The organism is Pseudoduganella sp. GW821-FHT11H04 (genome assembly GCF_058807935.1).
Genome location: NZ_JBXARE010000001.1, coordinates 358,132 through 376,711 on the forward strand (window position 1 = coordinate 358,132; position 18,580 = coordinate 376,711).

The following is an 18,580-nucleotide window of genomic DNA, read 5'->3' on the forward strand; positions in this document are numbered from 1 at the left end:
GATAACGCCAGTGTAGGCGTCCTGACATGATCGAAAAATAGGGTATATTGAAATGGTTTATTGCATAAATCGATCATATGGACCGCATTACCTCTGCCAGCGTATTTGTCATCATCGCCGAACGTGGCAGCCTTGCGGGCGCGGCTGAGGCGCTCGATATGTCCCGCGCCATGGTGACGCGCTATTTGGCCGAGATGGAGGAGTGGGCGGGGGCCCGTCTCCTGCACCGGACTACGCGTCGCCTCAGCCTGACGTCGGCGGGGGAGGTGACCCTTGGCCGCTGCCGGGAGCTGCTGTCCTTGGCCGGGGACGTCGCCACAGCGGGTGACCCGGGCGCCGGCGAGCCGCGCGGTCTTTTAAGAGTGGCGTGCTCGCAGTTCCTGTCGCAGACGGCGCTGGCCGCCGCCATGGTCGGCTTCCTGCGCCGCTACCCGCAGGCCCGCCTCGACCTGCAAGTCGATAACCGCGCGGTCAACCTGGTCGAACAGCGGATTGACCTGGCAATCCGCATCACCAATGCGCTGGAGCCGGGGATGATTGCGCGCCAGCTTGGCGCGTGCCGCTCCTTGCTGTGCGCCTCGCCCGGCTACATCGCCGAGTACGGCCAGCCCGCCGACCCGCAAGACCTGGTGCGGCACAACTGCCTGACTTATAGCTATTTCGGTAAGAGCGTCTGGCAATTCACCCAAAAAGACGGGGCACCGGTCGAAGTGCCGGTAAGCGGCAGCTTGAGCGCGAACGAGTCCATGGCCCTGCTGGCTGCAGCAGGGAAGGGCGCCGGCATCGCCATGCAGCCCCGCTTCGCCGCGCAGCCTCTTATCAATGCCGGCGAGCTGGTCGAGGTCTTGCCTGGATGGCAATCGCAAACCCTCGGCATCCACGCCATCTACACTTCCCGCCAGCACATGCCGCCGGTGCTGCGCGCCATGCTCGATTTCCTGGCCGACTGGTTCGCCAGCGATCCCGACTGGCTGAGCTCGGCTTGACTGATTGATAATTCGCCTGCGGGAGACTACGTACGCCGACGCCTTTTAGTTGTTTCAGTTCAATGACAGTGCTATGCTAGGCGACCGTTTTTGGAAAATCTGGAAACAACAGAGCCCTTCCCCACAACTTGATGTGCAATCCGCTAACCGGTCAGGCCGTGTCGCGGAAGGTTTGAACAACCCGCTAATTCCTCGCGAAGCGCGAAGAAAGGTGAGCAAAGAAATGATGCAACAGCAGTCGTCCAATTCCTACCTCTTTGGTGGGAACGCGCCGTACGTAGAAGAACTGTACGAGGCGTACCTTGAGAATCCTGGCTCCGTGCCAGACAACTGGCGCCAGTACTTCGACGCCATGCAGAACGTGCCTGCCGTTGACGGCAGCGCCAAGCCAGACGTCGTTCACTCGTCCGTCATCGCCTCCTTCGCCGAACGCGCGAAAGCTGGTCCTATCCGCACCATCGTCGCTTCGTCCGACGCTGAAATGGGCCGCAAGCGCGTGGCAGCTACCCAGCTGATCGCAGCCTACCGCTACCTGGGCTCTCGCTGGGCCAACCTGGATCCGCTGCAGCGCCAGGAACGTCCGAACATCCCTGAACTGGAGCCATCCTTCTACGGCTTCACCGATGCCGACCAGGATACCGTCTTCAACATCAGCAACACCTACTTCGGCCCAGAGACCGCGACCCTGCGCGACCTGACCAACCTGCTGAAAGACACCTACACCCGCTCCGTCGGCGCGGAATACATGTACATCTCCGATCCAGCCGAAAAGCGCTGGCTGCAGGAGCGCCTGGAGTCGATCCGTTCGACCCCGGCATTCACCGCTGAAAAGAAAAAGCACATCCTCGAGCGCCTGACCGCAGCTGAAGGCCTGGAACGCTACCTCCACACCAAGTACGTCGGCCAGAAGCGCTTCTCGCTGGAAGGTGGCGAGACCTTCATCGCTTCGCTGGACGAAGTGATCCAGCGCGCCGGTGAAAAAGGCGTGCAGGAAATCGTGATCGGCATGGCGCACCGTGGTCGCCTGAACGTGCTGGTGAACACCCTGGGCAAAGCGCCTAAGGACCTGTTCGAAGAATTCGAAGGCAAGCACGCCGACGACCTGCCGGCCGGCGACGTGAAATACCACCAGGGCTTCTCGTCCGACATCTCCACCGCAGGCGGCCCAGTCCACCTGTCGCTGGCGTTCAATCCGTCCCACCTGGAAATCGTCAACCCAGTCGTTGAAGGTTCCGTGAAAGCCCGTATGGATCGCCGCGGCGACACCCATGGCGCGCAAGTGCTGCCTATCCTGGTGCACGGCGACGCGGCATTCGCGGGCCAGGGCGTTGTGATGGAAACTCTGAACCTGGCACAGACCCGCGGCTACGGCACCGGCGGCACCGTGCACATCGTGATCAACAACCAGATCGGCTTCACCACTTCCGATCCACGCGATGCACGTTCCACCATTTACTGCTCCGACGTCGTGAAGATGATCGAAGCGCCTGTGCTGCACGTGAACGCCGACGATCCTGAAGCCGTGGTACTGGCTTCCCAGATCGCCCTGGACTACCGCCTGCAGTTCAAGAAAGACATCGTTGTCGACATCATCTGCTTCCGCAAACTGGGCCACAACGAGCAAGACACCCCAGCGCTGACCCAGCCGCTGATGTACAAGAAGATCGCCAAGCACCCAGGCACCCGCAAGCTGTACGCGGACAAGCTGGCAACCCAGGGCGTGATCCCGGCCGACGGCGGCGACGTCATGGTGGCCGCTTACCGCGCTGCCATGGACCAGGGCAAGCACACCATCGATCCAGTGATCTCGAACTTCAAGAACAAGTTCGCTGTCGATTGGCTGCCATTCCTGAACCGCAAGTGGACCGACGCGGCCGATACCGCCGTGCCGATGACTGAACTGAAGCGCCTGTCGGCCGCCATCACCACCGTGCCTGAGAGCTTCAAAGTGCACTCGCTGGTTGAAAAAGTGCTGGCCGACCGCGCCACCATGGGCAAGGGCGAGATGAACCTGGATTGGGGCATGGGCGAGCACCTGGCCTTCGCATCCCTGGTTTCCTCCGGCTACGCACTGCGCCTGACCGGCCAGGATGCCGGCCGCGGCACCTTCACCCACCGTCACGCCGTGCTGCACGACCAGAACCGCGAACGTTGGGACGCCGGCACCTACATCCCGCTGCAGAACATCGCAGAAGGCCAGGCGCCGTTCACCGTGATCGACTCCGTGCTGTCCGAAGAGGCAGTGCTGGGCTTCGAATACGGCTACTCGACCGCCGAGCCTAACACCCTGACCATCTGGGAAGCCCAGTTCGGCGACTTCGTCAACGGCGCCCAGGTTGTGATCGACCAGTTCATCAGCTCCGGCGAAGTGAAGTGGGGCCGCGCTTCCGGCCTGGTCATGATGCTGCCGCACGGTTACGAAGGCCAGGGCCCAGAGCACTCGTCGTGCCGCCCAGAGCGTTTCCTGCAGCTGTGCGCTGACAACAATATGCAAGTTGTGCAGCCGACCACCGCGGCGCAGATCTTCCACGTGCTGCGCCGCCAGATGGTGCGCCAGTTCCGCAAGCCGCTGGTCATCATGACCCCGAAATCGCTGCTGCGTAACAAGGATGCAGGTTCCCCGCTGGAGCAACTGGCCAAGGGCGCCTTCCAGACCGTGATCGGCGAAGTCGATGCTTCGATCGACGCCAAGAAGGTCAAGCGCGTGATCGCCTGCTCCGGCAAGGTGTACTACGACCTGGTCAACACCCGCAAGACCCGTGGCGTGACCGATACCGCCATCGTGCGTATCGAGCAGCTGTACCCGTTCCCGCACAAAGCCTTCGCTGCTGAACTGAAGAAGTTCCCAAGCCTGGCCGAAGTGGTGTGGGCGCAGGACGAGCCGCAGAACCAGGGTCCATGGTTCCAGATCCAGCACAACATCTTCGAGTCGATGGACGCGGGCCAGAAGCTGGCATACGCCGGCCGCCCAGCCTCCGCTTCGCCTGCCGTGGGTTACTACGACAAGCACTACGCGCAGCAGAAAGACCTGCTGGAAACCGCGTTCTCGAAGCTGAAGGGCTTCATCCTGACCAAGTAATCGCATCGCATTAGCGGGTGAGCCGCCTGTGCCTGGCGCAGGCGGCGAAACAAAACACAAAATTCGGAGTAAAAAACAAAATGGCACAAATCGAAGTTAAAGTTCCTCAACTGTCGGAATCCGTCGCTGAAGCGACCCTGCTGACCTGGCACAAGAAAGTCGGCGAGGCAGTGGCCCGCGACGAAAACATGATCGACATCGAGACCGATAAGGTCGTTCTGGAACTGCCAGCACCCGCCGCCGGCGTGGTTGTGCAAGTGATCAAGGCTGACGGCGCCACCGTGGTTGCCGGCGAAGTGATCGCCATCATCGATACCGAAGCCGCTGCAGGCGCTGCTCCTTCCGCACCGGCCGCTGCTGCTCCAGCCGCCGCCCCAGCTGCTGCCGCTTCCGCCGACAAGTCCGGCGTGGCGATGCCAGCTGCTGCCAAGATCCTGTCCGAAGCCGGCATCGCCGCTTCCGACGTTGCCGGTTCCGGCAAAGACGGCCGCGTGACCAAGGGCGACGCCCTGGCTGCCGCCGCTGCACCGAAACCAGCCGCTCCAGCACCACTGGCTCCTGCTGCTCCTAAGGCGCAACTGCAGAAGGTTGCTGCTCCAGCCGCCGCCAACCTGGGCGACCGTCCAGAAGAGCGCGTGCCAATGAGCCGCCTGCGCGCACGTATCGCCGAGCGCCTGGTTGAATCGCAATCCACCAACGCCATCCTGACCACCTTCAACGAAGTGGACATGAAGCCGGTGATGGACCTGCGTAACAAGTACAAGGACAAATTCGAGAAAGAACACGGCGTGAAGCTGGGCTTCATGTCCTTCTTCGTGAAGGCCGCAGTGCACGCACTGAAGAAGTACCCGATCCTGAACGCTTCGGTTGACGGCAACGACATCGTGTACCACGGCTACTTCGACATCGGTATCGCTGTGGGTTCCCCACGCGGCCTGGTGGTGCCTATCCTGCGTAACGCAGACCAGATGAGCATCGCTGAGATCGAGAAGAAGATCGGCGAGTTCGGCCAGAAAGCCAAGGAAGGCAAGCTGACCCTGGAAGACCTGACCGGCGGTACCTTCTCCATCTCGAACGGCGGTACCTTCGGCTCCATGCTGTCGACCCCGATCATCAACCCACCACAATCCGCAATCCTGGGCGTGCACGCCACCAAGGACCGCGCTGTTGTCGTTGACGGCCAGATCGTGATTCGCCCAATGAACTACCTGGCGATGTCCTACGACCACCGTATCATCGACGGCCGCGAAGCTGTCCTGGGCCTGGTGGCAATGAAGGAAGCCCTGGAAGATCCAGCACGCCTGCTGCTGGACCTTTAAAAAAACCGGTAAGTCAGTGTCTGACCCGCAGGGTCAGACACTAGGCCTGCGACTGCCGCGTAATCTGCATAGGTGTCTGACCCTGCGGGTCAGACATCGGGTTGCCGGTTTAAGAGTTAAAGAAGAGGGGTTTACATGAGCGTCTCCGAAGAACTGAAGCGTCTGCACGAACTGCACCAAGCCGGTGCCCTGAGCGATGAGGAATTCGCCCGTGCCAAGGAAAAGCTGCTGCAAGGCAGTGGCACTACCCAGCAACCAGGTGGCGATTTCGCCGCCGAAGTCGGCAAGCTGCGCCGATCCACCAGCGACCGCTGGCTGGGCGGCGTCTGTGGCGGCATCGCCAAGCAAACCGGCATCGAGTCCTGGATCTGGCGCCTGATCTTCGTTCTGGTCGCATCATGCCTCGGCTTCGGCGGGCTGATTTACATCCTTATGTGGATCTTCGTCCCCACGGACGAACAATGATTGGGAAAAGACATGAGCAACAAACAATTTGACGTAGTAGTTATCGGCGCCGGTCCTGGTGGTTACATCGCCGCCATCCGCGCAGCGCAACTGGGCTTCTCCGTAGCCTGTATCGACGAATGGAGCAACGACGCCGGCAAGCCAGCACCTGGCGGCACCTGCACCAACGTAGGCTGCATCCCATCGAAAGCGCTGCTGCAATCGTCGGAACACTTCGACCACGCATCGCACGGCTTCAAAGAGCACGGCATTAACGTGGAAGGCCTGTCCTTCGACGTCGCCCAGATGCTGAAGCGTAAGAACACCGTTGTTAAGCAAAACAACGACGGCATTCTGTTCCTGTTCAAGAAGAACAAGGTCACCTTCTTCCACGGTCGCGGCGCATTCGCCGGCGCCGCTGGTGCTGAAGGCTACCCGATCGCCATTTCGGGCCAGACCACCGAGACCATCACCGGCAAGCAGATCATCGTCGCTACCGGCTCCAACCCGCGCGCACTGCCAGGCGCACCATTCGACGAGAAACTGATCCTGTCGAACACCGGTGCACTGAACATCGAAGAAGTGCCAGCCAACCTGGGCGTGATCGGCGCAGGCGTGATCGGCCTGGAACTGGGTTCCGTATGGCGCCGCCTGGGCTCCAAGGTCACCGTGCTGGAAGGCCTGCCGACCTTCCTGGGCGCAGTCGACGAGCAGATCGCCAAGGAAGCGCAGAAGCTGCTGACCAAGCAAGGCCTGTCGATCAACCTGTCCTGCAAGATCACCAAGGTCGAAGCCGGCAAGAACAACGTCACCGTTGAATACACCGACGCCAAGGGCGAAGCGCAGAAGACCGTGTTCGACAAGCTGATCGTGTCGATCGGCCGTACCGCCAACACCATCGGCCTGGGCGCCGATAAAGTGGGCCTGGCTGTCGACGAGCGCGGCATGATCACCGTGGACGAAGACTGCAAGACCAACCTGCCGAACGTCTGGGCGATCGGCGACGTGGTTCGCGGCCCGATGCTGGCGCACAAGGCGGAAGAAGAAGCGGTTGCCGTGGCTGAACGCATCGCCGGCCAGCACGGTCACACCAACTTCAATACCCTGCCATCCGTGATCTATACCCATCCGGAAATCGCTTCCGTGGGCAAGACCGAGCAGCAGCTGAAGGCTGAAGGCGTGGCGTACAAAGCCGGCACCTTCCCATTCCTGGCAAACGGCCGCGCACGTGCGCTGGGCGATACCAACGGCATGGTGAAGTTCCTGGCCGATGCAACCACCGACGAGATCCTGGGCGTGCACATTGTTGGCCCAATGGCTTCCGAGCTGATTTCCGAAGCGGTGGTGGCGATGGAGTTCAAGGCTTCGGCCGAAGACATCGCGCGCATCTGCCACGCACACCCATCGCTGTCCGAAGCGACCAAGGAAGCAGCGCTGGCTGTTGATAAGCGTACGCTGAACTTCTAAACCGGTAAGGCAGTGTCTGACCCGCAGGGTCAGGCACTAGGCCCGCGACAGCCGCGTCATAAGTGCCAGACCCTGCGGGTCTGGCACTGGTTTACCGGTTTAAAAACGAATGAACGTCCAAGAGTTTTACCAGCACGCGCTGGAACAGCGCGACTTCAAAGCCGACGCCGCCCAAAAGCGCGCCGTCGACCGCCTGCAGCAATGCTACGACGAGTGGGGCGAGTACAAGTCCCAGCGCTCCAATTCCTTCAAACGCCTGATCAACCGCCCGACGCCTCCGCGCGGCGTTTACATGTGGGGCGGGGTAGGGCGCGGCAAGTCCTTCCTGATGGATTCGTTCTATTCGGTGATCCCGCTGGTGCGCAAGACGCGCCTGCACTTTCACGAATTCATGCGCGACGTCCACATGCAGCTCGACGAACTGCGCGGCGTGGAAGACCCGCTGGATGAAGTAGCAAAACGGATCGCGAAAAAATACCGTCTGATCTGCTTCGATGAATTCCACGTATCGGACGTGGCAGACGCCATGATCCTGTACAACCTGATGAAGGCCCTGTACGACAACGGCGTGTCTTTCATCATGACCTCGAACTACGAGCCGTCCACCCTGTACCCGGACGGCCTGCACCGCGACCGCATCCTGCCCACCATCGCCCTGCTGAAGGAGAAGATGGATGTGCTGAACGTGGACGCCGGCGTCGATTACCGCGGCCGTGCGCTGGAGCAGGTGGATGCTTACTACACACCGCTCAACGCCGACACCGACCACCAGCTGCGCGAAGCCTTCGCCCGCATCGCTGAGACGTCCGACGAAGACCCGCACATCCAGGTCGAAGGCCGCGAGCTGAAAGCACTGCGCCGCGCCGGTACCATTATCTGGTTCGACTTTGCCACGCTGTGCGGCGGTCCGCGCTCGCAGAATGATTACCTGGAAATCGCCAGCCGCTTCCATACCGTGATATTGTCCGGTATTCCGATGATGTCGGCCGGACAATCGTCCGAAGCGCGCCGCTTCACCTGGCTGATCGACGTGTTCTACGACCAGAAGGTCAAGCTGATCATGTCGGCCGAGGTTGAGCCGGAAGAGCTGTACACGAGCGGTGTACTGTCTAATGAATTCCACCGTACCGTGTCGCGCATCGTCGAGATGCAGTCGCGTGAGTATATGGAAAAGGAACAGCGCGGCGCCGCCGAAAAGCTGTCCTGACAAGGAGAAGAATTTGAAGAACTGGATCTGGCTGGCCTTGGTGTTGCCTGGCGCCGTACTGGCGCAGCAAAACATCGGCCGTCCGGCAACGACTGGCGCCCCGCGCATTCCTGAGACCCACTCGGTGGAGCAGGCCGACGCACGCCTGGCGCAGGTGAAGAAGGACCGCGACGTGGTTGAGGCGGAATTCAGCGCCAGCGAAACGCTTTGCTACGAGAAGTTTTTCGTGAATAACTGCCTCGACGAAGCCAAGGAACAGCGCCGCCTGCGCTTAGCCGAGTTGCGCGCGGTCGAGGTGGAGGCAAGCCATTTCAAGCGCCAGAACCTGGTCGAAGCGCGTGACCGTGAGCTGGAAGACCGTGCGCAGAAGGATGCGGCGGAGGCGGCTTACAACGCCGCGCACCCGAAGCCGCCGAAGGTGGCGCCTGAAAACAAGCCGCTGCCGAAACCCGCTACGGTGTCAGTGGCGCAGCGTCAGGCGGAGCACGATGCCAGGGAGCGTGCACGCGCAGAACATGAAGCGGCCGATGCCCAGAAGCGCGCGGCAAATGTCGTAGCGTTTGAGAAGAAGAAGGCGGAATCCGAGAAGCGCCAGGCCGAGGTCAAGGCCAAGCTGGCGGAGAAGGAAGCGAAGAAGAAAAAGGCTGCTGAAGCTCCGACCCGGTAAACCGGTGTCAGACCCATAGGGTCAGACACCGCCTGCGCCGCCTAGACAGCCTTGCGCATCTTCTGCACAGTGTAATTAACCTCTTCCTTAGGCAGCGCCACCAGTTTGATAATCGCCATCGAGCAGTTATCGCCCTTGCCCTGCGCCCGTTCCCGCGCCTTATTAATCAGCATCTCAGCCGCCTCGCGCGGCGACTTCTTCGCGACCACGGAAGCCAACTCCACATCCGCGAAGTAAGACCACAAGCCATCCGAGCAAAGCAGGAACGCGTCGCCCGCCTTCAAATCCTCCTGCAGTCCGAACACCACAAACGGCTCCCGGTGCTTATTCCCCAGCGCGTTATTCAGCAGTTTCGCCTGGCGGTGCTTGCGAGCCGATTCCTCCGGCAGATTCTCGGTTTCCATCAGGTGCGCCACATATTCAGCATCACCGGTGCGGCCCACGCATTCCTTGTGGTCAAAACGATACAGCCGCGAGTCGCCGACGACGGCCCAGGCGGCCTGGCGCTCCGGCGTCAGCACCATCAGCACCATACTGGATTGCGGTTCGCTAGCTCCAGTGCGGGGATCCATCACCAGGATCTGGTGCACATCGTGCGCGATTTCGCGCAGGAATTCCTCCACGCGCGGCAGGCTAACCGTCTCGGACGCCCGGTATTCGTCAAACAATTGTTTGGCCGTGTGCAGCACTTGTTCGGCGCCGGTAGCGCCGCCGCTAATGCCGTCGGCAAGCACGGCGAACACGTAGCCGGGTGCTTTGGGCGCGGTAAACAGCGCCACACGGTCATTTTGCTGGGGCCGGCTACCAATGTGTTGCGCGGTTCCAGCCTCTATCTTGTACGTGCTCATAGGGGGTTGACAGCTTCTTTCCAATGACTACCTGAGTTAAACTATGCACCTGTATGCAGTTTTGTAGCAAGTATAGCCTGTTGTCCATACGAAACTGTAAGCAAACGTTAATAGTAATCGTGACTTTCAACCTATGATCAACAAAGAAGAAATCCAGCGCCGCATCGTTGAGCTCGACGTCGAGCACCGCGACCTGGATGCAGTCATTGAAATGTTGACCCTGGATGGTCATCACGATCAACTTCAGTTGCGCCGCCTCAAGAAGCGCAAGTTGCAATTGAAAGACTATATTACCCTGCTGAAAATGCAATTGGTGCCCGACGTACCGGCCTGAACAGGCCATTATCCTCCTCGACGAACTTGATAGATTCACAACAGCCGACCGCCGATCCCGGCGCGCCGAACGAACCGGTTTTTGCCCCGGGAGCGCACGACGCCGATATTGAGCGCTTGTTTGGACCCGGCGGCCCTTTGGGCCCGGCGGTGGGCGGTTTTCGTCCGCGCAAATCGCAGACCGAAATGGCCAAGGCGATTGCCGACGCCATCTCCAAGCAGCAAACCCTGATCGCCGAGGCGGGCACCGGTACCGGTAAGACTTTTGCTTACCTGGTGCCGGCCCTGCTGTGGGGTGGCAAGACGATCGTCTCCACCGGTACCAAGAACCTGCAGGACCAGCTCTTCCTGCGCGATATCCCGACTATCCGCTCCGCGCTGCAGGCGCCGGTGTCGGTGGCGCTGCTGAAGGGGCGCTCCAACTACCTGTGCCACTACCACCTGGAACGCACGCTGCAGAATGGCCGCATGACCTCCCGCGAGGATGTCGGTTACCTGCGCGAGATTTCGCGTTTCCTGAAGATGACCAACACCGGCGACAAGGCCGAACTGGCGCGCGTGCCGGAAAATGCCCTGGTGTGGAACCTGGTGACGTCCACCCGCGAGAATTGCATGGGGCAGGAGTGCCAGTACTACCAGGACTGCTTCGTCATGAAGGCGCGCCGCGAGGCGCAGCAGGCCGACGTGGTCGTGGTCAACCACCACCTGTTCTTCGCCGACGTGGCGCTGAAAGATACCGGCGTGGCCGAATTGCTGCCAGCTGCGAATACCGTGATCTTCGACGAGGCGCACCAGCTGCCCGACACCGCCACGCTGTTCTTCGGCGACACCATCTCCACCTCCCAGATCCTGGAACTGTGCCGCGACGTGCTGGCCGAGGGCCTGGCCCACGCCCGTGACGGCGCAGAATGGGCCAAAGTCGTCACTCCCGTGGAAAAGGCTGCGCGCGACCTGCGCCTGACCTTCACGCAAGACATCGTACGCATGTCGCTGCCGCAGATCGCGCCATCGAGCGATTTCTTCCCGGCCTTGCAGACGCTGAAGGATGAACTGGTCGACATGGTTGCGGTGCTGGAAAGGAACGCCGAGCGCGCCGAGACTATCGAACAATGCCGCGTGCGCGGCAACGAGCTTTCCGCCCGCCTGGAAGCGTGGAAATTCGATCCCAAAGCGAAGGTGCAGCCCGGCGAAGAAGCCGTGTACTGGGTCGAAGCCTTCCAAAGCTCGCTGCAGCTGCACAAAACGCCGCTTTCGATCGCACCGATCTTCAACGGCCAGCGCGAAGGCGTACCGCGCAGCTGGATCTTTACCTCCGCCACGCTGGCGGTGAAAAACGACTTCACGCACTTCGCCCAGCAACTGGGGCTGGAGAACGAAGTCGCGCGCAACTGGCCAAGCCCGTTCAACTACGAGCAGCAGGGTATCCTGTACGTGCCGCAAGGCTTGCCGGACCCGAATTCGATGGGCTACACCGACGCCGTGCTGGACGCGGCGTTGCCGGTCATTGAAGCAGCCGGCGGCCGGACCTTCCTGCTTTGCACCACGCTGCGCGCCGTCAAGCGCGCCGCCGACCGCCTGCGCGATGAATTCGACAAGCGCGGCCTGAAATTCCCCTTGTTCGTGCAGGGCGACCGTGGCCGCACCGAGCTGCTGGACCAATTCCGCAAAGCCGGCAACGGCGTGCTGATTGGCTCCCAGAGCTTCTGGGAAGGCGTGGACGTGCGCGGCGACGCGCTGTCGCTGGTCATCATCGACAAGCTGCCATTCGCGCCGCCGGACGATCCTGTGCTGGCCGCCCGCATCGAAGTGATGGAGCGCCAGGGCTTGAACGGTTTCATGGGCCATACCTTGCCGGAAGCTATCATCAACCTGAAGCAGGGCGCCGGGCGCCTGATCCGCGACGAAGGCGATCGTGGTGTGCTGATGCTGTGCGACCCGCGCGTGATCTCAAAGCCCTATGGCCGACGCATCTGGCAAAGCCTGCCGCCGTTTAAGCGCACACGCGAAGCGGCCGAAGTCATAGAATTCTTCAAAGGGCACTAAAACAACAGGAGAGCGAATGAAGCTGACACGCGCGATGTTGGACGAAGCGGCAAGCCAGGGCTTGCTGGATCGGGATCAGGCAGGGCGGTTGTGGCAGTTTCTGGCGGAGCGCGAGCAGCATACGCCCGGCTTCAAACCCGCGCACATCCTGTACTACCTGGGCGGCATGATCGCCATCGGCGCCATGTCCCTCATCATCGAATGGCTGCGCGCACGCCGGATGGAACTGCCGGCCGGCGTGCTGGCAGCTTTCGCCGTGGTGCTGGTTCCGCTGGCCGTGCATGGCTTGCAGCATATGCTTGGCCTGTGGGCGGACGGCAGCCCCGGCTCGTCATACCGCAACTACCACTACTTCATCGACTGGCGCTGGATCTACATGGAGCTGGCCACACTCGCCTTCGGCGCGATCGTGCTGTGGCGCTACCGTATGCCCTTCACTGTGATGCCGGTAGCGGTCACGCTGTGGTACATGAGCATGGACGTCACTGACATGCTGCTTGGCGGTGGTGCAGGCTTCTTCTCCCGCGAAGGCAAGGTCATTTCAGCCGTCTTCGGCGCCGCCATCGGGCAGCGTATTTGCTGTTTTTGGCGGCTTTGGCCTGGCCGGTTACCTCGGCCACTTGTCCTACACCGTATTCCGCGATAGCCTGATGTTTCCGGTCGCCCTGACCGCCATCGGCATCGCCATCATCGCCGCCGGCGTGTCCTGGCAGCGCCGCGAAGCCGCCATCGGCGCCAGCCTGCGAGAGTGGTTGCCGGGACCCGTACGTACACTGGTTGAAAGGAGAGCAGCATGAGCCGTCGCCGTCGTGAAATCGTCGCACTGTGCATTGCGTTGGGTGTGCTGGCCAGCATGGTGGGGATCGGCTGGGTCCTTATTTGAGTGACTTTCACGCTGCCTGATTCGATTGGCGGCATATTGTTTTTTCTATATTCTTCGCCAACCTTGGGGGACTTTGGGAGGCGAAGATGAAGGCGAGTTTTCTGTTCGCGGTGCTCATGCTTGGCGCCGTACCCGCGGCATATAGCCAGTGCTGCGGCTATGGTATGAGCTACGACAATGTCGTGGTGTGGCCGCAGCCGGATTTGCGTATTCCGGTGCCTCCGGCCAGTACAGCCAAAAAGGCGCCGCCGATCTTGCCGAAATCCAGGCCCGCCGTTCAGGCCAATGCCCATAAGCTTGCGCAGCACTTCCCCGCAAATAAGCGCGCGGAGATGGAAAAAATCTATGTGCAAAGCATGGATGTCTATCTCCAGGTTGAAAAGAAGATGGGCTGGACGCCGCGCGACATGGCCGGCGGCCTGGCTGCTTTCCTGGTCGGGAATTACATGGTGCTGAAAAATACCGAAGTCTCGGACGAGGAATTCAATGCCGTCGCCCGGCAGATGCGCGCCCAGAACAAGCTTCAGGACGTCAATAGCCGCAACGATGCGGACAAAGTGCAAGACGTGTTCGAACAGAGCGCGATGATCGGAGCCTTCATGGCATTGGCCTATAAATCGCATCAGCAACAACCGCAACCACCGGCCGTGTATGAAAACATGCGCAATGCGGCAAGAGAGAACTTGAAACTCGTCCTGGGCGCCGATCCCGAGCGGCTGCAAATCAGCGAGCGGGGTGTTATGCTTGTCAAATGATCAAAGGAACCTGCCACTGCGGCGCAATCTCGATTGAGGTGCCGGGACTGCCGGCGTACATCATCGACTGTAATTGCTCGATCTGCCGCCGCACGCGGGCACTGTGGGCTTTCTATGCCGAGGATGCGGTGCGCATCGAGGGCGATCCGTCGCAATCCGAGAATTACGTCTGGGGCGAAAAGTCGCTGCGCACGGTGCGCTGCCGTTCCTGTGGCTGCATCACGCATTGGAAATCGTTAAAGTCGAATGATAACGCCCGCATGGGCGTCAATATGGCGAATTTCGAGCCTGGCGTAGTGGCGGCGCTGGAAGTGCGTCGCTTCGATGGCGCCGATACGTGGGAATATCTATGATCGCCGACTTGCCTGCGGACGCTTTATTGCAGCGCTATCGCGAGCAGGGCGCCTACACGGATTGTTTCGCCATCGACGTGCCGGGCCATGTGCCGCATGCCGCCTTTGTCGAAGCCTTCTACACGACTTCAGTCTTCAAGCTTGAACGTTTGCTGCTGGCGCTGTTCGTCTCGCGTCCTTCGAACGATGCGCAGGCGCGTGAGCTGGCTGACGGCGATCGCGAGCGGTTCGCGGCGTGGTCGGTCGAGGCGCGCGCGCCAGGGCAGTTGCTGATGTGCGATTTCGCGGGCAGCACGCGCTCATGGCTGATGGCATCGCCAAGCGCCGAGGGCGGCGCCAGCACGCGGCTCTTCTTCGGGTCCGCTGTGGTGCGGTCCAGCCAGGGCGGGGTTTTCAGTGCGCTGCTTGGTTTCCACAAGCTTTACTCGCGCATCTTGCTGCGCGCTGCCGTGTCCCGCCTGCGCAGGGCTTGATGGATTCCCTGATTTCCGCTTCTGCACGTTGCCTCGCCACCGGCGATGTGCTTGGCGCGTTAAAGCACGTCTCTTTGCGGGAGGACCCGCCGGCCTTGGCGCTGCGCGGCATCGCCATGGCGCGTTTGGGCGACTTCCCGCGTTCACGAGAGCTGCTGCGGCGCGCAGCGCGCGGATTCGGTTCGCACGAGGAACTGGCGCGTGCCCGCTGCGTGGTCGCTGAGGCGGAGGTGGCTCTGGCCATGCGCGATTTCGCCGGTCCACCGCGTGCATTGGCTGCAGCGCTGGCGGTATTGGAATTGCATGGCGACTACGGCAACGCCTTACAGGCGCGCCTGATCGCGGCCCGCAAATACCTGCTGCTTGGCCGCTTGGATGCAGCGGCGGCGGAGCTATCCCGGCTGGACGTGCGCGCGCTGACTTCTGCGCTGGCGGCCGTGGCCGAACTGGCGGCTGCGGAACTGGCGATGCGTTCCTTGCGCCCTGCGCCAGCGCGCGCCGCGCTGGCGCGCGCACATGCGGCGGCCGAACGCTCACGCGTGCCCGAGTTGCTGGCGGAAGTGAATGACGCCAGTGCTGCGCTGGAACGCCCCGCAGCGCGTCGCCACGGTGCAGGCGAAGGGCAAGCCATGTCGCTCGACGAAGTGGCAGCGCTGCTGGCATCCGATACGTTGGTGCTGGACGCCTGCCGGCGCGGCCTGGGCTGCGGCACGACATGGCGTGCGCTTGCCCGCAGGCCGGTACTGTTCACGCTTGCACGCACGCTGGCCGAGGCCTGGCCCGGCGATGCCGAGCGCGATGTACTGATCGAGCGAGCCTTCAACACCCGCCGTCCCGACGAAACCCACCGCGCGCGGCTGCGTGTCGAAATCGGCCGTTTGCGAGCACTGCTCAAAGGCCTTGCCAGCATTGAAGCCACGCCGCGCGGCTTTGCCCTGCATCCGCTCGATGGTCGTCCGCTGGCCGTGCTGGAGCCGCCGATTGATGGCGAACAGGCTTCGCTGCTCGCGCTATTGTCCGACGGAGCCGCCTGGTCTACCTCGGCCTTGGCGCTGGCGCTGGACGCAAGCCAGCGCACCATCCAGCGCGCCCTCGCAGAGCTGGAAGCGGACGGCCGCGTACGCGCCATCGGCAACACCCGCACACGCCGCTGGCTGTCGCCGCCGCTGGCCGGATTCACGACAATCTTGTTACTCCCTGCTGCACTGCCGTTGGAATAAAGTTCACTTGCGGCGCCGGATCAGGCGCTACACAAAAGGAGCTAGACAATGACACGCAATACAAGCAAGGTAAGCACGGCCGAAATCGTGCGTGAGTACGGTCCGTTTGAAGGCGTCAGCAAGGTTGGAGGCGTCACCTTCGACGGCCAGACCGTTTGGGCTGCCACGGGCGCCCGCCTGATCGGCATCGATCCCGCCAGTGGCAAGCAAGCCCGCGCGCTGGACGTTACCGCCGATGCCGGCACCGCGTTCGACGGCAAATTCCTCTACCAGATCGCGGAACAGCGCATCGATAAGATCGACCCGAACAGCGGCAAGATCGTGTCCTCGATTCCAGCGCCTGGAAAGGGCAGCGACTCGGGCCTGGCATGGGCGGAAGGCAGCCTGTGGGTGGGTCAATACCGCGACCGCAAGATTCACCAGATCAATCCTGAAACCGGCGCTGTTATCCGCACCATCGAATCGAACCGTTTCGTGACGGGCGTGACATGGGTGGATGGTGAACTGTGGCACGGCACCTGGGAAGGCGACGAGAGCGACATCCGCCACATCGATCCAAAAAACGGCGAAGTGCTGGAGCTCCTGCAAATGCCGCCGGGCATGCACGTCAGCGGCCTGGAGTCAGATGGCGCCGGCCTGTTCTACGCCGGCGGCGAAGGCAGCGGAAAAGTGCGTGCAGTGCGTCGTCCACGAGGAGAGTGATCATGAATGCCATCGTCAATCAAGAGCAGTGGCTGGCGCAGCGCCTGGATCTTCTGGCGCGCGAAAAAGAGCTGATGCGCCAGCAGGACCAATTGGCCCGCGCCCGCCGCGAACTGCCGTGGGTACGGGTGGACAAGCAATACGTGTTCGACACGCCGCAGGGCAAGCGCTCGCTGGGCGACTTGTTCGAAGGCCGCAGCCAACTGATCGTGCAGCACTTCATGTTCGCGCCGGGGGAGGAGCGGGGCTGCGCGCACTGCTCCTACATGGCCGACCACACCGACGGCGCATTGCCCCACTTGGCGGCGCGCGATGTGAGCCTGGTGGTGGCATCGCGCGCACCGCTCGCAACCCTGGAGCGCATGCGCAAGCAAATGGGCTGGCAATTCAAATGGGTGTCGTCCGGCGAAAGCGATTTCAATTACGACTTCCACGTCAGCTTCGCTGCGGAAGACGTGGCCAAAGGCGAGGTCTATTACAACTACTCGGGCCAGGCCTTCCCGTTTGAAGACGCACCGGGCGTCAGCGTTTTCTACAAGGATGACAAGGGCACGGTCTATCACACCTATTCGACCTTTGGCCGCGGCGTCGAAGTCATGATGCAAACCTATCGCCTGCTCGATATCACCCCGCTGGGGCGCCACGAGGAAGACTTGCCTTACACGATGGCGTGGGTGAAGTACCACGACAGCTACCAGCAGGCGCCGGCTGCCGGGTCCTGCTGTTCCCACGGCTGAAGCGGGGATGCCATGTCTGGCTTTCGGCCCTGGCGGGCCGCGTCCGCGATCGCCTGCGGCCATCTGGCTTCAATGGCGGCAGTGGCAGTGGCGGCGGCTTTCCGGCTGCCGCTGGACCGGCCTGCAATGCAATGGGGGGCCGGCGTCCTGCTCCTCGTTGCACTGGTTTGCCGCTTGCGCCGAGGGCATGCCTTGGCGGGGCAGGCGGGCATGGCGCTGTGGACCTTCATCATGTCCACGGCCCACGGCGCCGGCTTCGTGCTGATGCCGTCCTTGATGACGATCTGCGGGCGCGGTGCAGTGGGACCGGCGCTGTTTGTCCTGGGCGCGATGGGCATCCACCTGGCGCTCATGCTTGCAGCAAACGGCGTCATCGCATATATTGCCTTTTTCTTAACAAAAAGGCTCGCGACACCATGCGTATGATTTGCACCTTGCTTCTCCTGGCGGCACTTCCTGCCGCACAGGCCACGGACTGTCCGGCAAGCCTGCGCTGGAAAGATGGTACCTATGTCGAGCGGACGGATATCGAGAAAGGCGAGCGGGGGCATGTGGTCGTCAAGCAGTATGCAAATGCGATCGCCTTGGCCCTCAAAGTTCGGGCCGGAACGACGGCGATGATCATTTTGAAGGGGAAGGGTGACGATGACGGGATCAGCTTCCTCTGGGCGGCCGACAGCGAAACCCCATCCCATGTCCAGAAGGCCAGCGCTTTGGCAGATGGCCCATTCTGGACGGAGCCCAAGCTCGCCGGGCCATGCCTACTGAAAGACAAGGTGACCTTGCAACTGAGTGACGTGCTCCAGAAAAAGTCACCTGCGCAGAAAGGATGGATACGCAGGAATGGGATGATGGTCGACTATGCGATCGAGGAAGCCCCGGGCGTGGAAATCCAGGGATCTTGGCACTATGCGAGCCAGCTTCCGAACCTCCCATTGGAGGGCGATTTGCAGGGCTGGCGCGTCTACCGGCGCGATGCGATGATCATGACGCTGCCAAAGGGGAAGCCGCTCTCCTTATCGGCCGCGCTTGAGCAAGTGCGCAGCGCGAAAAAAGAGTAGCCA

Annotated in this window: 20 protein-coding genes; 19 read left to right on the forward strand and 1 reads right to left on the reverse strand. The window is 61.7% G+C overall.

Annotation, left to right across the window (positions count from 1 at the left end; genetic code table 11):
• Positions 1-77: 77 nt before the first annotated feature.
• The 7 genes from AC1RTP_RS01745 (at position 78) to AC1RTP_RS01775 (ending at position 9,169) form a co-directional block, all read left to right on the forward strand.
• Positions 78-986 carry a LysR family transcriptional regulator gene (locus AC1RTP_RS01745; protein WP_498604273.1) on the forward strand — a complete coding sequence of 303 codons (909 nt, stop codon included), beginning with the start codon at positions 78-80 and terminating at the stop codon, positions 984-986.
• 223 nt (positions 987-1,209) lie between these two features.
• On the forward strand, positions 1,210-4,065 hold the full coding sequence (locus AC1RTP_RS01750) for a 2-oxoglutarate dehydrogenase E1 component (RefSeq protein ID WP_498604274.1): 2,856 nt from the start codon (positions 1,210-1,212) through the stop codon (positions 4,063-4,065).
• An 80-nt stretch (positions 4,066-4,145) separates the two neighbouring features.
• Positions 4,146-5,384: a 2-oxoglutarate dehydrogenase complex dihydrolipoyllysine-residue succinyltransferase gene (odhB, locus tag AC1RTP_RS01755; protein ID WP_498604276.1), complete on the forward strand. Its 1,239-nt coding sequence runs from the start codon at positions 4,146-4,148 to the stop codon at positions 5,382-5,384.
• A 135-nt stretch (positions 5,385-5,519) separates the two neighbouring features.
• Positions 5,520-5,849, forward strand: coding sequence for a PspC domain-containing protein (locus AC1RTP_RS01760; RefSeq protein WP_498604278.1), 330 nt, complete (start codon positions 5,520-5,522; stop codon positions 5,847-5,849).
• A gap of 12 nt (positions 5,850-5,861) precedes the next feature.
• Positions 5,862-7,295, forward strand: coding sequence for a dihydrolipoyl dehydrogenase (gene lpdA, locus AC1RTP_RS01765; protein ID WP_498604279.1), 1,434 nt, complete (start codon positions 5,862-5,864; stop codon positions 7,293-7,295).
• A 109-nt stretch (positions 7,296-7,404) separates the two neighbouring features.
• On the forward strand, positions 7,405-8,502 hold the full coding sequence (gene zapE, locus AC1RTP_RS01770) for a cell division protein ZapE (protein ID WP_498604281.1): 1,098 nt from the start codon (positions 7,405-7,407) through the stop codon (positions 8,500-8,502).
• A 13-nt stretch (positions 8,503-8,515) separates the two neighbouring features.
• On the forward strand, positions 8,516-9,169 hold the full coding sequence (locus AC1RTP_RS01775) for a hypothetical protein (protein WP_498604282.1): 654 nt from the start codon (positions 8,516-8,518) through the stop codon (positions 9,167-9,169).
• A gap of 41 nt (positions 9,170-9,210) precedes the next feature.
• Here the strand turns inward: AC1RTP_RS01775 and AC1RTP_RS01780 are convergent, their stop codons facing one another.
• Positions 9,211-10,017, reverse strand: a complete 807-nt coding sequence (locus AC1RTP_RS01780) for a PP2C family protein-serine/threonine phosphatase (protein ID WP_498604283.1) — start codon at positions 10,015-10,017, stop codon at positions 9,211-9,213.
• Positions 10,018-10,150: 133 nt separating this feature from the next.
• On the opposite strand from AC1RTP_RS01780, the gene AC1RTP_RS01785 reads away from it, so the two are divergent.
• From AC1RTP_RS01785 to AC1RTP_RS01840, 12 genes are all read left to right on the forward strand, one after another.
• A complete protein-coding gene (locus AC1RTP_RS01785) occupies positions 10,151-10,351 on the forward strand; it encodes a YdcH family protein (protein WP_055931517.1) in 201 nt (66 codons plus the stop codon).
• A gap of 29 nt (positions 10,352-10,380) precedes the next feature.
• Positions 10,381-12,393 (forward strand): DNA repair helicase YoaA, encoded by a 2,013-nt coding sequence (yoaA, locus tag AC1RTP_RS01790; protein WP_498604886.1) that lies wholly within the window; start codon positions 10,381-10,383, stop codon positions 12,391-12,393.
• A gap of 16 nt (positions 12,394-12,409) precedes the next feature.
• Positions 12,410-13,039, forward strand: a complete 630-nt coding sequence (locus AC1RTP_RS01795) for a hypothetical protein (RefSeq protein ID WP_498604285.1) — start codon at positions 12,410-12,412, stop codon at positions 13,037-13,039.
• 4 nt (positions 13,040-13,043) lie between these two features.
• On the forward strand, positions 13,044-13,190 hold the full coding sequence (locus AC1RTP_RS01800; RefSeq protein ID WP_498604286.1) for a hypothetical protein: 147 nt from the start codon (positions 13,044-13,046) through the stop codon (positions 13,188-13,190).
• A 172-nt stretch (positions 13,191-13,362) separates the two neighbouring features.
• Positions 13,363-14,031, forward strand: coding sequence for a DUF6683 family protein (locus tag AC1RTP_RS01805; RefSeq protein ID WP_498604288.1), 669 nt, complete (start codon positions 13,363-13,365; stop codon positions 14,029-14,031).
• A complete protein-coding gene (locus AC1RTP_RS01810) occupies positions 14,028-14,384 on the forward strand; it encodes a GFA family protein (RefSeq protein ID WP_498604289.1) in 357 nt (118 codons plus the stop codon). Before AC1RTP_RS01805 ends, AC1RTP_RS01810 begins: the two co-directional genes overlap by 4 nt.
• Entirely contained in the window at positions 14,369-14,857 is a 489-nt protein-coding gene (locus AC1RTP_RS01815) for a hypothetical protein (protein WP_498604290.1), read from the forward strand. Before AC1RTP_RS01810 ends, AC1RTP_RS01815 begins: the two co-directional genes overlap by 16 nt.
• On the forward strand, positions 14,857-16,077 hold the full coding sequence (locus tag AC1RTP_RS01820) for a helix-turn-helix domain-containing protein (protein ID WP_498604292.1): 1,221 nt from the start codon (positions 14,857-14,859) through the stop codon (positions 16,075-16,077). The genes AC1RTP_RS01815 and AC1RTP_RS01820 overlap by 1 nt, the downstream gene beginning before the upstream one ends.
• A gap of 48 nt (positions 16,078-16,125) precedes the next feature.
• Positions 16,126-16,779 (forward strand): Vgb family protein, encoded by a 654-nt coding sequence (locus tag AC1RTP_RS01825; RefSeq protein ID WP_498604293.1) that lies wholly within the window; start codon positions 16,126-16,128, stop codon positions 16,777-16,779.
• A gap of 2 nt (positions 16,780-16,781) precedes the next feature.
• Complete coding sequence (locus AC1RTP_RS01830; protein WP_498604294.1) at positions 16,782-17,516, forward strand: DUF899 domain-containing protein; 735 nt, start codon at positions 16,782-16,784, stop codon at positions 17,514-17,516.
• 12 nt (positions 17,517-17,528) lie between these two features.
• Complete coding sequence (locus AC1RTP_RS01835) at positions 17,529-17,942, forward strand: hypothetical protein (RefSeq protein WP_498604296.1); 414 nt, start codon at positions 17,529-17,531, stop codon at positions 17,940-17,942.
• Positions 17,933-18,577, forward strand: coding sequence for a hypothetical protein (locus tag AC1RTP_RS01840; RefSeq protein WP_498604297.1), 645 nt, complete (start codon positions 17,933-17,935; stop codon positions 18,575-18,577). The genes AC1RTP_RS01835 and AC1RTP_RS01840 overlap by 10 nt, the downstream gene beginning before the upstream one ends.
• Positions 18,578-18,580 lie beyond the last annotated feature (3 nt).